At 65.8% G+C, this 16,448-nt stretch carries 18 protein-coding genes, 1 tRNA gene and 1 pseudogene; 4 read left to right on the top strand and 16 right to left on the bottom strand.

The annotated features are described in order from the left end of the window. Window positions 1-26: 26 nt before the first annotated feature. Window positions 27-1,055: an ATP-dependent 6-phosphofructokinase gene (locus tag CZ674_RS05045; protein WP_086991444.1), complete on the bottom strand. Its 1,029-nt coding sequence runs from the start codon at window positions 1,053-1,055 to the stop codon at window positions 27-29. Window positions 1,056-1,205: 150 nt separating this feature from the next. Between CZ674_RS05045 and CZ674_RS13985 the strand changes: the two genes are divergently transcribed. After that, on the top strand, window positions 1,206-2,558 hold the full coding sequence (locus tag CZ674_RS13985) for a hypothetical protein (RefSeq protein WP_143244651.1): 1,353 nt from the start codon (window positions 1,206-1,208) through the stop codon (window positions 2,556-2,558). 18 nt (window positions 2,559-2,576) lie between these two features. On the opposite strand, the gene smpB is transcribed toward CZ674_RS13985, so the two are convergent. The 4 genes from smpB to prfB form a co-directional block, all read right to left on the bottom strand. After that, the gene (gene smpB, locus CZ674_RS05035; RefSeq protein ID WP_086991443.1) at window positions 2,577-3,053 is read right to left on the bottom strand and encodes an SsrA-binding protein SmpB; all 477 of its coding nucleotides are present in this window, start codon (window positions 3,051-3,053) and stop codon (window positions 2,577-2,579) included. A 62-nt stretch (window positions 3,054-3,115) separates the two neighbouring features. Next, a complete protein-coding gene (ftsX, locus tag CZ674_RS05030) occupies window positions 3,116-4,027 on the bottom strand; it encodes a permease-like cell division protein FtsX (RefSeq protein WP_086991442.1) in 912 nt (303 codons plus the stop codon). Further along, a complete protein-coding gene (gene ftsE / locus CZ674_RS05025; protein WP_086991441.1) occupies window positions 4,024-4,797 on the bottom strand; it encodes a cell division ATP-binding protein FtsE in 774 nt (257 codons plus the stop codon). Before ftsE ends, ftsX begins: the two co-directional genes overlap by 4 nt. Before the next feature lie 77 nt (window positions 4,798-4,874). Then, entirely contained in the window at window positions 4,875-5,999 is a 1,125-nt protein-coding gene (gene prfB, locus CZ674_RS05020) for a peptide chain release factor 2 (RefSeq protein WP_086991440.1), read from the bottom strand. A 54-nt stretch (window positions 6,000-6,053) separates the two neighbouring features. Between prfB and CZ674_RS05015 the strand changes: the two genes are divergently transcribed. Further along, window positions 6,054-7,277, top strand: coding sequence for an MFS transporter (locus CZ674_RS05015; RefSeq protein ID WP_159456908.1), 1,224 nt, complete (start codon window positions 6,054-6,056; stop codon window positions 7,275-7,277). Window positions 7,278-7,286: 9 nt separating this feature from the next. On the opposite strand, the gene solA is transcribed toward CZ674_RS05015, so the two are convergent. The 9 genes from solA to CZ674_RS04980 are packed head-to-tail and all read right to left on the bottom strand — an operon-like array spanning window position 7,287 to window position 13,815. Continuing rightward, a complete protein-coding gene (gene solA, locus CZ674_RS05010; protein WP_159456907.1) occupies window positions 7,287-8,462 on the bottom strand; it encodes an N-methyl-L-tryptophan oxidase in 1,176 nt (391 codons plus the stop codon). An 11-nt stretch (window positions 8,463-8,473) separates the two neighbouring features. Then, window positions 8,474-9,259 (bottom strand): hypothetical protein, encoded by a 786-nt coding sequence (locus CZ674_RS14145; protein ID WP_159456906.1) that lies wholly within the window; start codon window positions 9,257-9,259, stop codon window positions 8,474-8,476. Window positions 9,260-9,295: 36 nt separating this feature from the next. Continuing rightward, window positions 9,296-9,736 (bottom strand): hypothetical protein, encoded by a 441-nt coding sequence (locus tag CZ674_RS05005; RefSeq protein WP_143244650.1) that lies wholly within the window; start codon window positions 9,734-9,736, stop codon window positions 9,296-9,298. Between the two features lie 5 nt (window positions 9,737-9,741). Continuing rightward, entirely contained in the window at window positions 9,742-10,164 is a 423-nt protein-coding gene (locus tag CZ674_RS05000; RefSeq protein ID WP_086991436.1) for a hypothetical protein, read from the bottom strand. Window positions 10,165-10,180: 16 nt separating this feature from the next. Next, the gene (locus CZ674_RS04995; protein ID WP_086991435.1) at window positions 10,181-10,564 is read right to left on the bottom strand and encodes a TadE/TadG family type IV pilus assembly protein; all 384 of its coding nucleotides are present in this window, start codon (window positions 10,562-10,564) and stop codon (window positions 10,181-10,183) included. Continuing rightward, complete coding sequence (locus CZ674_RS14250; RefSeq protein ID WP_200810043.1) at window positions 10,564-10,740, bottom strand: hypothetical protein; 177 nt, start codon at window positions 10,738-10,740, stop codon at window positions 10,564-10,566. Before CZ674_RS14250 ends, CZ674_RS04995 begins: the two co-directional genes overlap by 1 nt. 26 nt (window positions 10,741-10,766) lie before the next feature. Then, window positions 10,767-11,696: a type II secretion system F family protein gene (locus CZ674_RS04990; protein WP_086991434.1), complete on the bottom strand. Its 930-nt coding sequence runs from the start codon at window positions 11,694-11,696 to the stop codon at window positions 10,767-10,769. Next, a complete protein-coding gene (locus CZ674_RS04985; RefSeq protein WP_234988438.1) occupies window positions 11,693-12,565 on the bottom strand; it encodes a type II secretion system F family protein in 873 nt (290 codons plus the stop codon). The genes CZ674_RS04990 and CZ674_RS04985 overlap by 4 nt, the downstream gene beginning before the upstream one ends. Then, complete coding sequence (locus CZ674_RS04980; RefSeq protein WP_234988437.1) at window positions 12,565-13,815, bottom strand: CpaF family protein; 1,251 nt, start codon at window positions 13,813-13,815, stop codon at window positions 12,565-12,567. Before CZ674_RS04980 ends, CZ674_RS04985 begins: the two co-directional genes overlap by 1 nt. Before the next feature lie 76 nt (window positions 13,816-13,891). Between CZ674_RS04980 and CZ674_RS04975 the strand changes: the two genes are divergently transcribed. Together CZ674_RS04975 and CZ674_RS14370 are read left to right on the top strand one after the other, a co-directional pair. Further along, window positions 13,892-13,973, top strand: a tRNA-Leu gene (locus tag CZ674_RS04975). 42 nt (window positions 13,974-14,015) lie between these two features. Next, on the top strand, window positions 14,016-14,366 hold the full coding sequence (locus CZ674_RS14370; protein WP_234988436.1) for a hypothetical protein: 351 nt from the start codon (window positions 14,016-14,018) through the stop codon (window positions 14,364-14,366). Between the two features lie 234 nt (window positions 14,367-14,600). Here CZ674_RS14370 and CZ674_RS04970 read toward each other — a convergent pair. Then, window positions 14,601-15,593, bottom strand: a pseudogene (locus CZ674_RS04970) (recombinase family protein); the annotation flags it as partial. 344 nt (window positions 15,594-15,937) lie between these two features. Beyond that, window positions 15,938-16,429, bottom strand: coding sequence for a hypothetical protein (locus CZ674_RS04960; RefSeq protein WP_456151134.1), 492 nt, complete (start codon window positions 16,427-16,429; stop codon window positions 15,938-15,940). Window positions 16,430-16,448 lie beyond the last annotated feature (19 nt).

The raw sequence follows: 16,448 nt of genomic DNA, 5'->3' as shown, positions 1-16,448 counted from the left end.
AGCCTTCGACTATACCACGCACCAGCTCATCCGAACAGGTGCTTGATCTCCTCGTACCGACTCTGCGGCACCGTCTTCAGCTCTCCGAGCGCTTCTGCGAACGAGACCCGCTCGATCTCGGTTCCGCGCAGCGCGACCATGGAGCCCCATTCGCCGTCTGCCGCGGCGCGCACCGCTGCGATGCCGAATCGAGTTGCCAGCACGCGGTCGGATCCGGTCGGCGCTCCGCCTCGCTGGATGTGGCCGAGCACCGTGGAGCGCGACTCGATGCCGGTCGCCTCCTCGATCATGGGAGCGAGCATCTCTGAGATGCCGCCGAGTCTGGGCCGGTTCGAGGCGTCGACGCCCTTGCGCGAGTACTCCTCGTCCATGCCTGCAAGCTTGAAGCCCTCGGAGACGACGACCAGAGGCGCGCGTCCTCGGTCGTAGACGCTGCGCACGTACTCGGAGATCTCTTCAATGGTCATCGGATGCTCGGGAATGAGGATCGCGTGCGCGCCGACTGAGATGCCCGAGTGCAGGGCGATCCAGCCGACATGACGCCCCATGACCTCGAGCACCATGCAGCGCATGTGGCTGTCGCCGGTCGTTCGCAGCCTGTCGCCGGCCTCTGTGGCGATCTCGACGGCCGTGTCGAACCCGAAGGTGTAGTCGGTGGCCGCGAGATCGTTGTCGATCGTCTTCGGAACTCCGAGCACGGGGATGCCGTCGTCAGCGAGCCTCTTGGCGCCAGCGAGCGTGCCCTCTCCCCCGATTGCGATGATGCCGTCGATGCCCAGTCGCTTCATGGTTGCGGCGATATTGTCAGCGCCACCGCCTTCGGCATCGTACGGATTCGTTCGGCTTGTTCCGAGAATCGTGCCGCCGACGCGCGATATTCCTCGCACTGCCGAGCGGTTCAGCGTGCGGACATCGCCCTGGACGAGGCCACGCCATCCGTCACGCAGGCCGACGAACTCGAAGTCGTATTCCTTGATTCCAGTGAGCACAGCGGCCCTGATCACCGCGTTGAGGCCCGGGCAGTCGCCGCCCGAGGTCAGTATTCCAATGCGCATCCCAGCTCCTTGTCACTCACCGTGCGCCAGCCTCGCGAAGTGCGGCCGCCTATTCCATTGTGGCCCATGCATGTAGCTGATGTTCAGATGAGTCTTCTACAGTAGACGAAACCCTTCTCCACCTCCTGCACCGTGAGGACGACATCTGCCATGAGCGACAACTTTCCCGGAGACCAGCCACCCAGCGCTCCCCCTCCCGGCCAGCAATGGAATCCGAATCAGCAGGGTCAGCCCAATCCCCAGGGCAGCCAGCAGAACCCGTACGGTCAGCAGCAGCCGCAGTACGGTCAGCAGCCTGGCCCCTACCAGCAGGGCCAGCCCACAGGGCAGCATCCCTCGCAGCCGACACCGTATCCGCACGGCGCCATTCCGGGGCAGCCTCAGCCAGGTCAGCCTCAGCCGGGTCAGGCAGGCTACGGCCAGCCCGGCGGTGCGCAGCAGCCGGGCGAGAAGCCCAAGAAGAAGCGCCTCGGACTCATTCTCGGCATCTCGATTCCGGTAGCCCTCGTTCTGATCCTCGGCATCATCGCGGCCATCGCCGTGCCCGCCTGGATGAAGCAGAACTCCATCGACGAGGCAGTGCAGACCTACAACGATCAGACGGCCGCCTGGGAGTCGACATTCACAGAAGACAAGCTGGTCGGCATCGAATCCGCTTTCGACGGCATCAATCCTGACAGCGTCGCATCTGGCAGCCGTGCCGAGAACCCGAACGGCAGCGACTACCAGGCGCCCATGGAGCAGTGCTCGCAGCTTGATGCGCTGACGCAGCTCCGCTCCGACCTCGGTGACGGCGCAGCGCCGGAGCAGCCGAGCGTCGAAGGCGCAGAAGGCAACCCCGAGTACGACGCGGCCGTCGCAGACTACAACTCGAAGTCCGACCGATTCGCAGCAAGCGGCAGCCTGCTGAGCACGCTCGACTCTAACGTCGACCGTCTCAAGACCCTCTGCGCGATGCAGGCCGAGTACGCCTCCATTCTCGATGAGCACTCTGTCGCACTCGCCGCGGTGGGCGAGCGCCGCAGCCAGCTGAAGAACGGCGACGAGTACGAAGTCCAGGTCGACGACGGAACATGGACGATCACCTGCACCTCGAGCTCAGGCTGCTGGAAGTCAGACACGTCTGAGAGCCGGCAGAAGAACCACGAGGCATGGGTTGCGGCCTGGGTCGACCACGCGAACGCATCGGCAGACTTCTGGTCGAACAATTGCCCGTCCGAAGACGTGCAGGCTGACTGCGACGTGTGGGCCGAGTACTACACCGAGCGGGCGAAGCGGGAGCAGAAGATCGCAGACGCGCTGCTCGTCTCTCCGAAGCAGGACCTTGAGAAGCACGAGCAGTCGCAGTACTCGATGAACAACGCCATCGACGACTTCAACGACTGGAACGACAAGAACAGCCCGTCGTCCAGCTCGACAGAGAACCCGCTCTACACGCTCGCCGACGAGTGGAACCAGCTCACCGGCGAGATCGTCGAAGCCCGCGACGCCGTGCTCGCCTAGCGAGTGCGGCGCGGGGCGCTAGTCGCCCATGCGGTTGCGAAGGCGCATCGCGCGATCGGCTTCGCGCTTGTCCTGACGCTCACGCAGCGCATGGCGCTTGTCGTACTCGCGCTTGCCCTTGGCGACCGCGAGCTCGACCTTGGCGCGTCCGTCTGAGAAGTAGAGGCTGAGCGGCACGAGCGTGTAACCGCCCTGTGCGACGCGACCTGCCAGCTTGTCGATCTCGTGGCGATGCAGCAGCAGCTTCCGCTTGCGGCGCGGAGGGTGATTCGTCCAGGTGCCCTGAGCGTATGAGGGGATGTTCACTGCGTCGAGCCAGGCTTCGCCGTGCTCGATGAAGGCGTAGCCGTCGACCAGCGATGCTCGGCCGGCCCGGAGGCTCTTGACCTCGGTTCCGGTCAGCACGATGCCGGCCTCGAGACGATCCTCAATCGAGTAGTCGTGTCTGGCCTTCTTGTTCTGCGCAATGAGCTTTCGCCCCTGTTCGCGTGGCACGCTGGCTCCCTCTCCTTCGTCATCGCGGGCATGCGACGACAGCCTGCCAGTCTACACGGATGTCATACGCGAAGATAGCGGCGGATGGCGACAGCGGCCGCGACTCCCGAGAGCAGCACACCGATCGCCAGCAGCACGGGTATCACCAGCAGCGTCGCGTCGATGCCGACGAGCGGATACGTGGGCAGTAGCGGGGCGAGATACCCCTGCACTCCCCATTGCACCAGCGCCAGCACGGCACCGCTGGCCAGCACGGATCCGATCAGCGCAGATATCACGCCCTCGAGGATGAAGGGCGTCTGGATGAAGCGGTTCGATGCACCGACAAGACGCATGATGCCGAGCTCTCGCTGACGCGAGAAGGCAGAGAGACGGATGGTCGTGGAGATCAGCAGGACGGCGGCGACCAGCATGATCACGGCGACGCTCACCGCGACGAGGCTTGCTGTGTTCAGCGCCTGGAAGATCGGCTCGAGCAGCCTTCGCTGGTCTTGCACCTCGAGCACCCCTGGCAGCGAGGACGTCGCCTCTGCCACGATCGAGGCATCCTGCGGGGACTGCGGCTGCACGCGCAGCGCCTGGCTCATCGACTCCTCAGTCGCGAACTCGGCAGCCTGCGTGCCCTCGAACTGATCCTTGAAGTTCTCGAATGCCTGGGCGCGATCCTCGAACTCGACGGTCTGCACGAACGGTGCGATCGCATCCGTCTCCAACGTCGCAGTGACTTCGTCGATCTGCTCCTGGGTCGCTTCGCCGGTGCAGTTCGGACCGACGTCGCCTTCGTTGCAGAAGTAGACCGCGACCTGAGCCCTGTCGTACCAGAAGCCCTTCATCTGGTTGATCTGGCCCTGCAGCAGCATGGCCGCGCCGACGAACGTCAGCGAGATGAACGTGACCAGGATGACGGAGACGACCATCGACATGTTTCGCCTGAGGCCGGTCCAGACCTCCTGCAGTACGAGTGCAGCCCTCATGCGCCAGCCTCCTCAGCATCTTCGGATTCGAGCATCGGCTCATTCTCATTCACGGTGACCTGCTTGCCGGAGGGCGTGGTCGAGAGCTTGCTGCCGTACGCGCCCGTCTTCTGGTCGCGGACGATCTTGCCCGAGTCGACTTCGATCACTCGGCGCTGCATCGCGTCGACGATCGAGGCCTCGTGCGTCGCCATGACGACGGTCGTTCCGCCCTCGTTGATTCGCGCGAGCAGCGCCATGATTCCCGCGCTGGTGGCGGGGTCGAGGTTTCCGGTGGGCTCGTCTGCCAGCAGGATCGGCGGCTTGTTCACCACCGCGCGGGCAATAGCCACGCGCTGCTGCTCACCGCCCGAGAGCTCATGCGGAAAGCGCGAGGACTTGCCGGCGAGCCCGACGATCTTCAGCACGTCGGGCACGGCCTCAGAGATGAAGCCGCGGCTCTTGCCGATGACCTGCAGCGTGAACGCGACGTTCTCGTAGACGGTCTTGTTGCGAAGCAGCCTGAAGTCCTGGAAGACGACCCCGAGGTTGCGACGGAAGAACGGCACTTTGCTGTTCGAGATCGCGGCGAGCCGCTGGCCGAGCACGTGGATGTCGCCCGAGTTGGGCTGCTCCTCGCGCATCATGAGCCGGATCATGGTGCTCTTGCCGGAGCCCGAGGCACCGACGAGGAACACGAATTCGCCCTTCAGGATCTCCATGGAGACGCCGCCGAGGGCTGGTCGCGCTTTGCGCGAGTACGTTTTCGTGACGTTATCGAAGAGAATCACGTCGGAAAGCGTACGCACCGCGCCTATGGGTTGTGCTCAGGCGCTCCGCGATCCGTCGGATTGACCGGCGCGTGCGATCACTCCGCAGCTTCGCTGGCCGCCTGCTCCTGCTTGCGCCACCGGATTCCGGCTGCGATGAAGCCCTCGAGGTCGCCGTCGAAGACCGCCTGCGGGTTGTTCACCTCGTGGTTCGTGCGAAGGTCTTTGACCATCTGGTACGGCGCGAGCACATACGAGCGCATCTGATCTCCCCAGCTTGCGGAGATGTTGCCGGCGAGCTCCTTCTTCCTCGCGGCCTCCTCTTCGCGCTTGCGCAGCATCAGACGGCTCTGCAGCACGCGCAGCGCAGCTGCGCGGTTCTGGATCTGGCTCTTCTCGTTCTGCATCGAGACGACGATGCCGGTCGGGATGTGGGTGATGCGCACCGCGGAGTCGGTGGTGTTGACGCTCTGGCCGCCGGGCCCCGATGAGCGGAACACATCGACGCGCATGTCGTTCTCGGGCACTTCGATCTCGTCGACCTGCTCGAACAGCGGCACCACTTCGACTGCCGCGAACGACGTCTGGCGCTTTCCGGCCGCGCCGAACGGGCTCATGCGCACAAGCCTGTGCGTGCCGGCTTCGACCGACAGCGTGCCGAATGCATACGGCGCGTCGATCTCGAACGACGCTGACTTGATGCCGGCCTCTTCTGCGTACGACGTGTCGTGCACGCTCGCAGCCATGCCGTGATGCTCGGCGTAGCGCAGGTACATGCGCATCAGCATCTCTGCGAAGTCGCTCGCGTCGACGCCGCCGGCACCGGCGCGGATGGTCACGACCGCGGGCAGCTCGTCGAACTCGCCGTCGAGGAGCGTCTGCACCTCCATGTCGCCAATGCTCTTCTTGAGTGCAGCGAGCTCCTTTCGGACCTCAGCCTTGACCTCTTCGTCGTCTTCCTCGTTGGCGAGGCCGGCGAGGACTTCGATGTCGTCGAGCCGCTCCTGCGTCGACAGCACGCGTTTGAGGCGGGACTGCTTGTGACTGAGCGCACTCGTGACCTTCTGCGCTGCTTCGGGGTCGTCCCAGAGATCGGGTGCGACAGCCTGTTCATTGAGCCGCTCGATATCGGCCTCCAGCGAGTCGGTGTCGATGACGGTGCGGATGTCGCCGAATGTCGTGCGCAGCGCCTGCAGCTCCTGGCTGATGTCGATTTCGCTCATGATCCCTCCAGCCTACTCGGGTGAGGACGCACCCTCGGCGTAGGCTTGCTCTCTGTGAGCAGTGCGCCGGACGAGAGATTCCCCTTCCGCTCCGTCGCCATTGCAGTATTCGCTCCGACGGTCGCGTTCGCCATCGGCCAGGGTGCGCTCCTCCCCTACATTCCGCTGCTCTCGCGAGACTTGGGCGCCTCACTGGCGATCGCGGGTCTCGTGGCTGCGATGAGCACGATCGGCGAGCTGGTCGGCAATGTTCCGGGCGGTGCGCTGGTGGCACGATTCGGCGAGCGCGCCATGATGATCTACGCAGGCCTCTTCGTGCTGGCCGCCCTCGCTGCAGCGTACTTCTGCACCGAGTGGTGGCAGCTGGCCCTCTGCATCCTCGTGACGGGACTCGGCACCGCCGTGTTTTCGCTCGCGCGACACGCATTCATGACGACGTTCGTGCCCGCGAGATACCGAGCTCGGTCGCTGGCGACCCTCGGCGGGGCGTTTCGCCTCGGCGTCGCCGTCGGCCCGCTGATCTCGGCAGCCCTCATCTCGGCTGGCTTCGACACATCGGTGACCCTGCTGGTGTTCGGAGTCGGCGCTCTCGTCGCTGTGATCATCCTGTTCTTCCTCCCTGACCCGACCACGACGTTCACGTCGGACCCGTCTCGGCAAGGTCAGCGCGACGCCCTGCAGGAGTCGTCAGGCATGTGGACGACGTTCCGGGCGCACGGGCGAACGCTCATGACCGTGGGCGTCGGCGCATCGATGATGGCGTTCGCTCGCAATGCCAGAACGGTGCTCATCCCCCTGTGGGCCGTCTCGATCGGCGTCAGCGATGCAACCACGGGTCTCGTCGTCGGGCTGGCCGGGCTCGTCGACTTCGCACTCTTCTTCCTGTCGGGCTGGGTCATGGATCGATTCGGACGCATGTGGGCCGTCGTGCCCAGCATCATCGGGCTCGGCACAGGGTTCGCTGTGCTCGCCTTCACGCATGACATACCGGGAGCTGTCCTGGCATGGATCATCGCGGCAGGGGTGCTCGCACTCTCGAACGGCGTCGGCTCGGGCATCCTCATGACCCTGGGGTCTGATCTCGCGCCACAGCACAACCCAGCGCCGTTCCTCGGCGCCTGGCGAATGGCGACGACTTCCGGCTCGGCCCTGGCTCCGATCGCGATCGCCGGTGCTATTCAGCTCGCAACGATCTCGGCTGCCGCAGGAGGCGTCGTGGTCGTCTGCGCACTCGGCGCAGCGGTGCTCGTGAAGACGGTGCCTCGAAAGCTCAGCTGACGGCGGTCATCAGCGCAGAATGAATGCGGGAGCGAAGTCCGGATCGGTGATCGCGGGCCGGTCGAGCGAGAACGCGCTGATGTCATGCCGGGTCTCGCCCGAAGTCGCCAGGTCGGCAAGGATGCGGCCCATGAGCGATGCGAACTTTCCGGCGTGGCCGGCACCGTTGAAGACAGTGACATTCGGATGCCCGGGCAGAGCGTCGACGACGAAGTCGCGATCCGCAGGCATGTCGTAGACGCATGTGCGGTGCAGCAGCGCAGGCCCGACCGCGTCAGGCAGGTGACTGCGCAGGAACTCCGTCAGGATCTCGCCTTCGATGTCGTCGCCTTCGAAGCGGCGCTCGTCGCTCTCGATGAAGTGTCCGCGCATGTCGCGTGCGATCTTGGTCGCAGCCTCGCCGTAGACAGGGAACCCGTAGTAGTGCTGATCGCCGTGGTAGATCCAGACCGGGTGGCGGTCAGGCGTGAAGTCGCGCAGCTTCGGGGTGGCAAAGTACGACACCTGCTCCTGCGAGAGCGTCAGCGGGAACGAGAATCCGAGCGACCCCATGAGGTCGCCCAGCCACGAGCCAGTCGACACGATCAGCTGCTCGCCTTCGAACGCCTCTGACCCGGCGTGCACCTTCACGCTGCCGTCGCGCAGCTCGATGTCGGTGACCTTGGTGTGCGGTCTGAACTCGACGCCGGCCGCAAGAGCCATGGAAGTGTGGGCGCTGACGGACTTGCGGATGTCGAGGATGCCAGTGTCTTCCTGCCACATGCCGACGGTGTCGTCTTCAACGCGCCATTGGGGCCAGCGAGAGCGAACGTCGTCGACACTGAGGTCTTCATATGGGATGCCGACTGCTCCGAGTGCACCGCGGTACTCCCCCAGCGTGCTGTGACCAGGGGTTCCCGTTCGAGCGAGGTCGATCCCGCCCGTCTTCGTGTAGATCTGGAATCCGGAGTGGTCTTCGACCTCTGCCCACGTGTCGAACATCGCCGGCGTCAGGCGCGTGTACTTCGTCGAGTGGTACGAGTGCCGGATGATCCGAGAGTGGTCTCCGCTCGATCCCTGAGTCGGAAGGAGCCCGTACTGCTCGAGCACGAGCACGCGCTCGGCGCCCGCCCGAGAGAGCCAGTAGGCGGCGGCTGAGCCGATGCCGCCGGCGCCGATCACAATGTGGGAGTATCCGGTTGTCATGACAGCAAAGCTTACCGATCCGCGCTCGCTGTCGCCCCTCCCTGACGCTTCTTCAAGGCCACGTCGGTGAGGTGCGAATCCGGGTGGAGGACAAGCCGTCTCGGCCTGTGAGCCTGGCCCCGTTCGAACACGACCCACGCACGTCCGGGCTCGAGTCGCTTCACCCATCCGTCGACGATCACCTTGGCGAATCGCGCCCGCCCCTGCTCGTCTGCGTACTGCACCACCACGAGAAGGAAGATCACTCCGCCCTTCGACGTTCGGATGATCTGGGCCTGCGGGAACGCCGCGGGCGCGACCACCTCGGCGGAGGCGGCGCCTCGGCCCGCGCGGGCAGCGCCCACCGTGTGCAAGCGCTTGATGCTGCGCACGGTCACCGCGTAGCCGATCGCGAAGACGGCGGCTGCAGACAGCGTGATGAGCCACTGCTGCCACTCGAGCACTGCAGGATCAACCGCGATCGCAATCGCGCCGAACAGTGTGCCCAGCAGCAGCGTCAGGAACATCATCGCAAGGGTCATGCGCCGGATCACCGACCACGACGAGCGAACGGACCCTGTGTCGAGGATCGCTCCGGGGGCCATGAGGAGCACGGCACCGGCCACGACTGCAGTCGATGCGCAGGCGATTGCGATGGGCCCAGTCACGCCGGATTTCTCGGGAAACAGCGCCAGCAGATGTAGGCCGCCCATGGCAGCGGTCAGTGTGCAGGCCAGTCCGAACAGCGCGTAGAAGACGAATATCCAGCTGAGCCATGAGCGGTCGCGTCGCGCAATGGCGACCGGCTGCAGAGACAAGCTCTGACGCTAACAGCCCTCGGCAACGCAGGCTGGCTATTGCCCGAACATCGTGCGGGCCGTGACCGTCACCTGAATCACCAGCCCTTCGGGCAGCAGCCACCCCAGCCATGCCGGCCGCCACCGCTTCGCCACGACGACCGTGGCACTGTGCCCGTCAGCGCTGTACGCGTCGACCACCGTCGTCTCGCCGCTCGGGTCCTGCTGCGCGACCCAGTCGCGGGCAGCCGCGATCAGGGCCTCCTGCTGCAGCTGCTGTGTGGGTGCCGAGATGCCGACAAGGTCATCGACGACGAAGGTCTCGGATGCCACCAGCGCGGCGCCGTCGCCCACGGTGAACAGCTGCCTGCGCTCGACCGCGAGGCTCGTGGCGGCGGTCACCGTCAGAATGAGCGTGAGGGCCAGCATGGCCATGCCAATGGTGAGCAGCAGCGTGCTGCCCTCGTCGTCGCGCAGCACTCGCCTGAGTCTCGTCATCTGCTTCACGGCTCCTCTGCGTAGGCCGAGATCGGCATGGTTGCGGTCGCTGAGACGGGTATGCCGGAGGCGCCGGCCGCGTTGCCGAACGTGGGAACGAGCGGCAGCGGGATGTGCGCTGTCACCGACACGGCGACGGTTCCCTCGGGCTGAGAGCAGTCGTCTCCGCTGCAGGCGATCGTCATGGTGTGCTCGAGGTCGCCGAAGCCTGCGTCCGAGAAGGCCAGGGCGGCTCCGGCCGCGGCGGTCGCATCAGCCTGGTCGCCGTAGACGGCGATCATCCTGGCGCCGTTGCGCGCTGCCGCCTCGGCGGCCATGAAGCCGGCCTGCAGCTGTGCGAGCGCGATCACCAGGTAGAGCATCGGCACGGTCAGCAGCACCCCGAACGTCACGAACTCGATGGCGGCTGACCCCCTGTCGTCGCGCATCCGCCCGAACACCGCCTCACAGCAGCTCGAGAACACCGTGGCCCTCTGCTTCGACCTGCCCGATGCCTGCCAGCCCGAACACGGGAATCGGCGCCGCGACCGAGACGACCAGCGTCTCGATGCCGTCGACCGTCGCGTATTCGGAGGTGATCTGCTGGGCGTACTGTTCGCTCACGCTTGCGGTGATGATCTGCTCGGTGCGCTCGATCGCGCTCTGCCGGTCTCCTCCGAGCAGCGCCCCGTGACGCGCACCCTCGCCCGCTGCATCCACCACGACGTTGCGCACGTAGAGGGCAAGCGAGATCTGCACGATCGAGACCACCAGCAGCACCAGCAGGAGGGCGACGAGCGTGAACTCCACGGTCGCAGACCCCCTGTCACAGCGCAGGCGACGGAGCATCAGACACCCATCACGCGATCAATAGCCGATTGGAAAACACCAGTGAGGGCAGGGCCGGCGACTCCCCAGAGCACGATGACGATGCCGGCCGTCATGAGGCAGATCAGCACCCATCCGGGAACATCCCCTCGGTCGTCACGCAGCTGGCTCGCGAATCGTCGTGTGATGGTCTTCATGGTTCTCTCCTTGTTGGTTGTCGGTCTCAGAATCCGGATTGCAGAACGTAGATGCCCGGCCACAGGGCGAACGCGATCGTTGCGGGCAGCAAGCCGAACACCAGCGGAACGAGCATGGTGATCTCCTTGCGACCAGCGCTCTCCAGCAGCGCGCGCTTGGCCTCGTCGCGCACATCCGACGACTGGGCCTGCAGCACTGCGGCAAGCGGCGCACCGCGCTCGATTGCACCCCGCAGCTGCTCGATCAGCCTGGTGACGGGCGGATGCGCGAGCTCGCGTTCCAGCCGCGTCAGCGCGTCTGCGAGCGGCACACCGGTGGCATGCTCGCGCATGGCTTCTGCCAGCTCTCCGGCGAACTCGCCTCGACCGCGGGCCGACACGCGGCGCAGCGAATCGCCCAGTGATTCGCCCGCCGACAGTGACAGCGAGATGAACTCGAGCACGGTCGGCAGCTCGCTCGAGATGCGACGGAGCCTGCGCTGGGCGCGCTGCTGCAGCAGCCAGTCGGAGCCGGCGACGGCGATCACAGCGCACACCGGTGCAAGAGCCAGCGGCAGCAGCACCTGGCCGCCCGTGGCAGCGACGACGATGCCGGCAGCTCCTCCGACCCCCGCACCGGCCGCGGCGGTGATCGCCTGCTGTGAGCGCAGCTGCGACAGCGTCAGCGACGACTTGGCCTGACGGAGCCTCTGCAGAGTCAGCTCGCTGCCGCCCGCGATCCTGCTGAACAGCGTGCTGAGCGGCTGCCACACGGGGCCCGCGGTGCTGGAGAGCACGTGCAGCGGGTTCACCGAGCGCCTCGAAAGCAGATCGCGGGCGCCCTCCGAGACTCCCTGCACGTACGGTGCGACGCGGTGCATCAGCAGCGGCCTGCGCATCACCGGAGCCACGCTAGCGATCATCCAGAGGCCGAGGCCCAAGGTGCTCCCCAGCAGCAGCGCCCATGCCGCGCTCATGCGAATGACCTCTCGTCTTCAGGCATCCTGCCGATCGCGATCATGACGCGATAGGCGACCAGCGTGACGACAGCGCCGCCGAGGATGACAGCCATGCCTCCCGGTGTGTTGTACGCCTGGGCCGCCTCGGGTCGGAACGAGAGCGCGAGCAGCACCAGCCACGGGGCTGCGAGCCCGAGACGCGCGGCGTAAACGATCCACGACTGCCGCGCGATGACCTCACCGCGAATCGCATGCTCGACCCGAAGATAGCTGCCGAGCTGCCGCAGCACGGCTCCGACTTCACCGCCGCCGACCTGACGAGCCATGCGAAGCGTCTCGAGGATCCGGTCTGCGACAGGATCGGCCAGAGCAGCCTTCAGCCGGTCGACGCTGTGCTCGAAGCGACCGGTCGAGCGGTAGTCGGCTGCATAGGCCGTGAACTCTGCGCGAACGGCATCGGGGCCTGCCGTCGCAACTTGGGCCAGCGCTTCAGGAACCGCCAGACCGCTGCGAACCCCGGCAGTGATGTGGTCGATGACCTCGGGCCAGACGGTCGCCATTCGGCTGCGCTTGTTCCGCGCCCGCCACTGCAGCCCGACCACCGGCAGAGCGGCACCGCCGGCGAAGGCGATCGGCGCGAGGGCGATGATGCCCGTCAGCAGCGTCGCGATCGCAGCGGCCATCGCGCCGGCGATGAGCGACACGAGCACCACAGCGAACAGCGGCACGTGGCCCAGCCCCGCCTGTGCCATGCGATCGCGGATGCGCGCAGCGGCTTTCGAAGGGGGTCGTGCAGGCCGTTCGGCGGTGCGGGGCCACATCCACGGCGACGCGCACAGCAGCAGGCCGGCGCCGAACGCGCTTCCCAGCAGGATTCCGAGCGTCACTATGCTGCCCTCGTCCAGCTGCCCATGTCGACGCCTGCCCGCCGGTAGCGCTCGGTCTTGACGGGCATCGATCCGGTCGCCTGCAGCTGCCCGTCGATGCGCTCGAAAATGCGAGTGGTCTCGAGCCCTCCCGATGACGTGACGGCACCGGTCACCGCCGTGATCTCGGTGACTCCGCGGTTGCCGCGAGCGTCGATGTCGAGATGCACGACGATGTCGAGGGCAGAGGCGATGGTGGGCACCACGAATCCGATGTCGATGTTGCGCCCGGCCAGCAGCGGCAGGGTCGTGAGCTTGAGCAGCGCCTCGCGGGCCGAGTTCGCGTGAATGGTGCACATGCCCGAGATGCCCGAGTTGAGCGCGATCAACAGGTCGAGCGCCTCGGCTTCACGCACCTCGCCGACGATCAGGCGATCGGGGCGCATGCGCAGGCTCTCCTTCACGAGCTTGCGCAGCGTCACCTCGCCCGTGCCTTCGAGCGACGGCTGGCGGCACTGCATCGCCACGATGTCGCGTGCTCGCGGACGCAGCTCGAATGTCTCCTCGACCGTCACGATGCGCTCGCTGTCGCGGATCACGCCGATCAGCGCATTGACCAGCGTGGTCTTGCCGGTGTGCGTCGCTCCGCACACCAGCACGTTGCAGCCTGCGATGACCGATGCCTGCAGAAATCGTGCGGCCTGCTCAGTCATGGTGCCCGCGTCTACGATCGAGGCGAGCGAGTCCATGCGCCTCAGGAACTTGCGGATGTTGATGCTCATGCCGCGCGCCACTTCGCCCGTTGCCACGTGCAGACGCGACCCGTCGGGCAGCGATGCGTCCACGAACGGCGTCGAGAGGTCGACGCGCCGCCCGGTCGTGGCGAGCATCCGCTCGACGAGGTCACTCAGCTCTCGTTCCGAAATGCTGACTGCCACTTCGGTGTTCATGCCGCGCCTGGCGATGAAGACTCGCGAGGCGTCGTTGACCCAGACCTCTTCGACCTCGGGGTCGTCGAGAAACGGCTGCAGAGGCCCGAAGCCGGTCAGCGCTGCGAGCACCGAGGCTCGGGCGGCCTCTTCGTCGAGCAGCACCGGTATGCCGCCTCCGAGCGATCGCTCGGCGTAGTCGCGCACCGCATCGTGCACGTACCGCTCAGCCCGATCGCCAGAGTGGGCCAGGTCGATGCCTTCTCGGCGAACGCGATCGCGCACCGCTGCTGTGATGTCGGCGACAGCCTCGGCCGCATGCTCTGATGAATTCTCGTGCACGGCCAACAGGCAAGCACAAAGCCGTCAGACGGGGCCGAAGTTATCCACAGGAGACCCCGGTAAGGTAGAAGACTGCGCGGGAGTGGTGGAATTGGCAGACACGCAGGATTTAGGTTCCTGTGCCTCACGGCGTGCGGGTTCAAGTCCCGCCTTCCGCACACAATGAGCGATGTTGTAACCCCGGCCTGAAGAGACAGGTCTTGGGTTACAGCATCGCTCTCTTCGTTGGTGGTGGTGCGTGCTTCGGCCCAGGCGATGGCCTGCTGCTTCGTGCTCTCGTCGAGGATCATGGTGAAGGGTGCGGCGGTGTTGGCGGTGAGGGTGCCGCCCTCGTTGAGGTAGATGCGGGTGAAGAAGGTCTGGTTCGCCAGGCGCTTGTTCTGGTCGTCGCAGCGCTCGTAGATCTGGGCGAAGTCGCGGGCGAGGTCGAGGGCTCCGTCGATGAGGTTGCGGGCTCCTTGGTAGTCGTTGTGGTGTTCAGCGATCTGCGCCTCGATGCCGTCGAGTTCGGCGCGCAGCCGGGTCTGGAACTTCTTCAGTTGGTCCAATGACAGGGCGTCGGCGAGGTGTGCTTCGAGGAGCTTGTCCTGCTCGTTGAGGTTTTGTTTGCGGCGTTCGGTTAGCTCGCGGATGGACTGATTCGTGCCTGCGGTGAGCTGGTCGAACTCGTGGGCGAGCATCCCCCGGAGGGCGTCGGTCATCGCTGGAGTGAGAGTGATGCGCTGGTAGTAGTCGGCGACGAGCTGCTCGACCCTGTCGACGGGTGCGTAGGGCATGTCGCAAGTGGTGCGCTTGTTGTTACGGCCCAGACAGATGAAGTACGGGTAGATGTTCCCGTGCCGGTTTTTCGCGTGGATGATCGTCATCCGCTGACGGCAGCGCCCGCAGTACAGGGTGCCTTTGAGGAAGTGATCGTGCTTCTGGGTGCGGACCCCGGACTGAGCGTGGGAGCGGAGCACGGACTGCACCTGGTACCAGATCTCGGGTTCGATGAGACGTTCGTGCGCGCCGTCGTAGCGGACGCCGCGGTAGACGACGTCGCCCTTGTAATAGGGGTTCTGCAGCATCCGGTGCACCGACGATAGCCCGAGCGGGCGTGCGGGACGCTTGGGCGTCGGGACGCTGCGAAGACCTTTCTTGGTGAGTTCGGTGCGGAGCTGGGCGAGGCTGTAGTTCCCGGATGCGTACGCGGTGAATGCCCACTTGACCAGGCGCGCCCTGTCGGGGTCGAGGGTGATGCCTCGCACTTCGCGTCCGAGATCGTCGCGGTGGAGGGTGTTGCGGTAGCCGATGGGGGCGCGCATGGGGGTGCCGCCGGTAGAGGCCTTTTGGACGAGGCCCTTCATGACCTCGTTGGCGAGGTTCACCGAGTAGAACTCCGCGATCGAGGACATGATCCCGTGCAGCAGCATCCCCGACGGGGTCTCGTCGATGTTCTCCGTCGCCGACACCAGCAGCACGCCTGCTTCGCGGAGCGCGAGGTGGATCTCGACGTCGTCTGCACGGTTGCGGGCAAGCCGGTCGACCTTGTGGACGATGCAGTACGCGACCTTGTGCGCCTTGACGTAGGCGATCATCTCCCGTAGTGCGGGCCGGTCGGCTTTCTTCGCCGACTCGCCCGCGTCGACGAACTCTTTCACGATGCCCGCGCCGAGGGCGTCGGCTTTGGCGTGGTTCGCGGCGCGTTGGGCGGGGATCGAGAATCCTTCGTCGTTTCCGCCCTTGGTGGCCTGCTCCTTCGTCGACACCCGCAGATAGGTCACTGCGGGAGCAAGCATCGTTTCCGCAGGCGGAGTGGATGGAGGTGCGATGGTGTCAGTGGCATGCAGCATGGCGGGGGTCCTCGGTTTTCTCCCCGCCGATGCGTGTTCTGGGCGGGTGGTGATGTTACCTTCCTTCGGCAGTGAGATCCGGGGCACCGCGAACGGGTTTCAGCACTTCCGGACGCGCGATCACAGGCTCGTTCTGGAGATCGCGACTGGCGTGGGCTTCGGCGAGCGTGAACCGGACGAACAACTCCGTCAACGCGGCCATGTTCGGACGCTCCCGGTGCACCACCCGGATCCCGTAAGAGCGTTCCGCTTGCGGGACGTACCCGGTCTTCCGCTGATACGGGCGACGCCTACCGGCCATCACGGGCCTGCTGTTCTTCGGAGATCACGTCATGGATCGTTGCGTCTTGTTCTGCGCGTCGTGCGGCGACCTGTTCGGCGACAAATGCGAGGAAGTCGTCCGTGCGCCCTGCGACGGGGCGTTCGGTGGTGTCGGGTTCGGTCCAGTCTTCGGCTTCGCCGCCGGGCCAGGAGGTGATGCGGGTGGGGCGGTCGCGGTCGAGGCGGGTGCCAGAGATGGTGACCCAATCCCGCAGTCGCTCCCGCGCTTGGGAAAAATCGTGATGCCAGGCGAGGGCCTGGTTGCCTTTCGCCTGGGGGTCGAAGCAGAACAGCCAGTGCTGGCGGAGGGCGGAGAGCTCCCAGAGGAGCTCGGGGTGGCGGTGCCACATCGGGGGCACCACCTGCGCGGGCAGGCCGTAGGTGTGGCGGAGCCAGTCCACCCACCCGTTCAACTCCAGGAGCTCTGGGGTGTGACACTTCTTGTAGACAGTCGTTACCAGGAAGGCACGACAGAGACTC

This window comes from Agrococcus casei LMG 22410, from assembly GCF_900163565.1.
Lineage (GTDB): Bacteria > Actinomycetota > Actinomycetes > Actinomycetales > Microbacteriaceae > Agrococcus > Agrococcus casei.
Note: the sequence above shows the minus strand (reverse complement) of the source record. Positions and strands in the feature narration are given on the sequence as shown.

Bases quoted from the DNA above. Each gene is read 5' to 3' on its own strand.
- CZ674_RS05045 (WP_086991444.1), bottom strand. From the start codon at position 1,055: ATGCGCATTGGAATACTGACCTCGGGCGGCGACTGCCCGGGCCTCAAC.
- CZ674_RS13985 (WP_143244651.1), top strand. From the start codon at position 1,206: ATGAGCGACAACTTTCCCGGAGACCAGCCACCCAGCGCTCCCCCTCCC.
- ftsX (WP_086991442.1), bottom strand. From the start codon at position 4,027: ATGAGGGCTGCACTCGTACTGCAGGAGGTCTGGACCGGCCTCAGGCGA.
- prfB (WP_086991440.1), bottom strand. From the start codon at position 5,999: ATGAGCGAAATCGACATCAGCCAGGAGCTGCAGGCGCTGCGCACGACA.
- solA (WP_159456907.1), bottom strand. From the start codon at position 8,462: ATGACAACCGGATACTCCCACATTGTGATCGGCGCCGGCGGCATCGGC.
- CZ674_RS05005 (WP_143244650.1), bottom strand. From the start codon at position 9,736: ATGACGAGACTCAGGCGAGTGCTGCGCGACGACGAGGGCAGCACGCTG.
- CZ674_RS05000 (WP_086991436.1), bottom strand. From the start codon at position 10,164: ATGCGCGACGACAGGGGGTCAGCCGCCATCGAGTTCGTGACGTTCGGG.
- CZ674_RS04995 (WP_086991435.1), bottom strand. From the start codon at position 10,564: ATGCTCCGTCGCCTGCGCTGTGACAGGGGGTCTGCGACCGTGGAGTTC.
- CZ674_RS14250 (WP_200810043.1), bottom strand. From the start codon at position 10,740: ATGAAGACCATCACACGACGATTCGCGAGCCAGCTGCGTGACGACCGA.
- CZ674_RS04990 (WP_086991434.1), bottom strand. From the start codon at position 11,696: ATGAGCGCGGCATGGGCGCTGCTGCTGGGGAGCACCTTGGGCCTCGGC.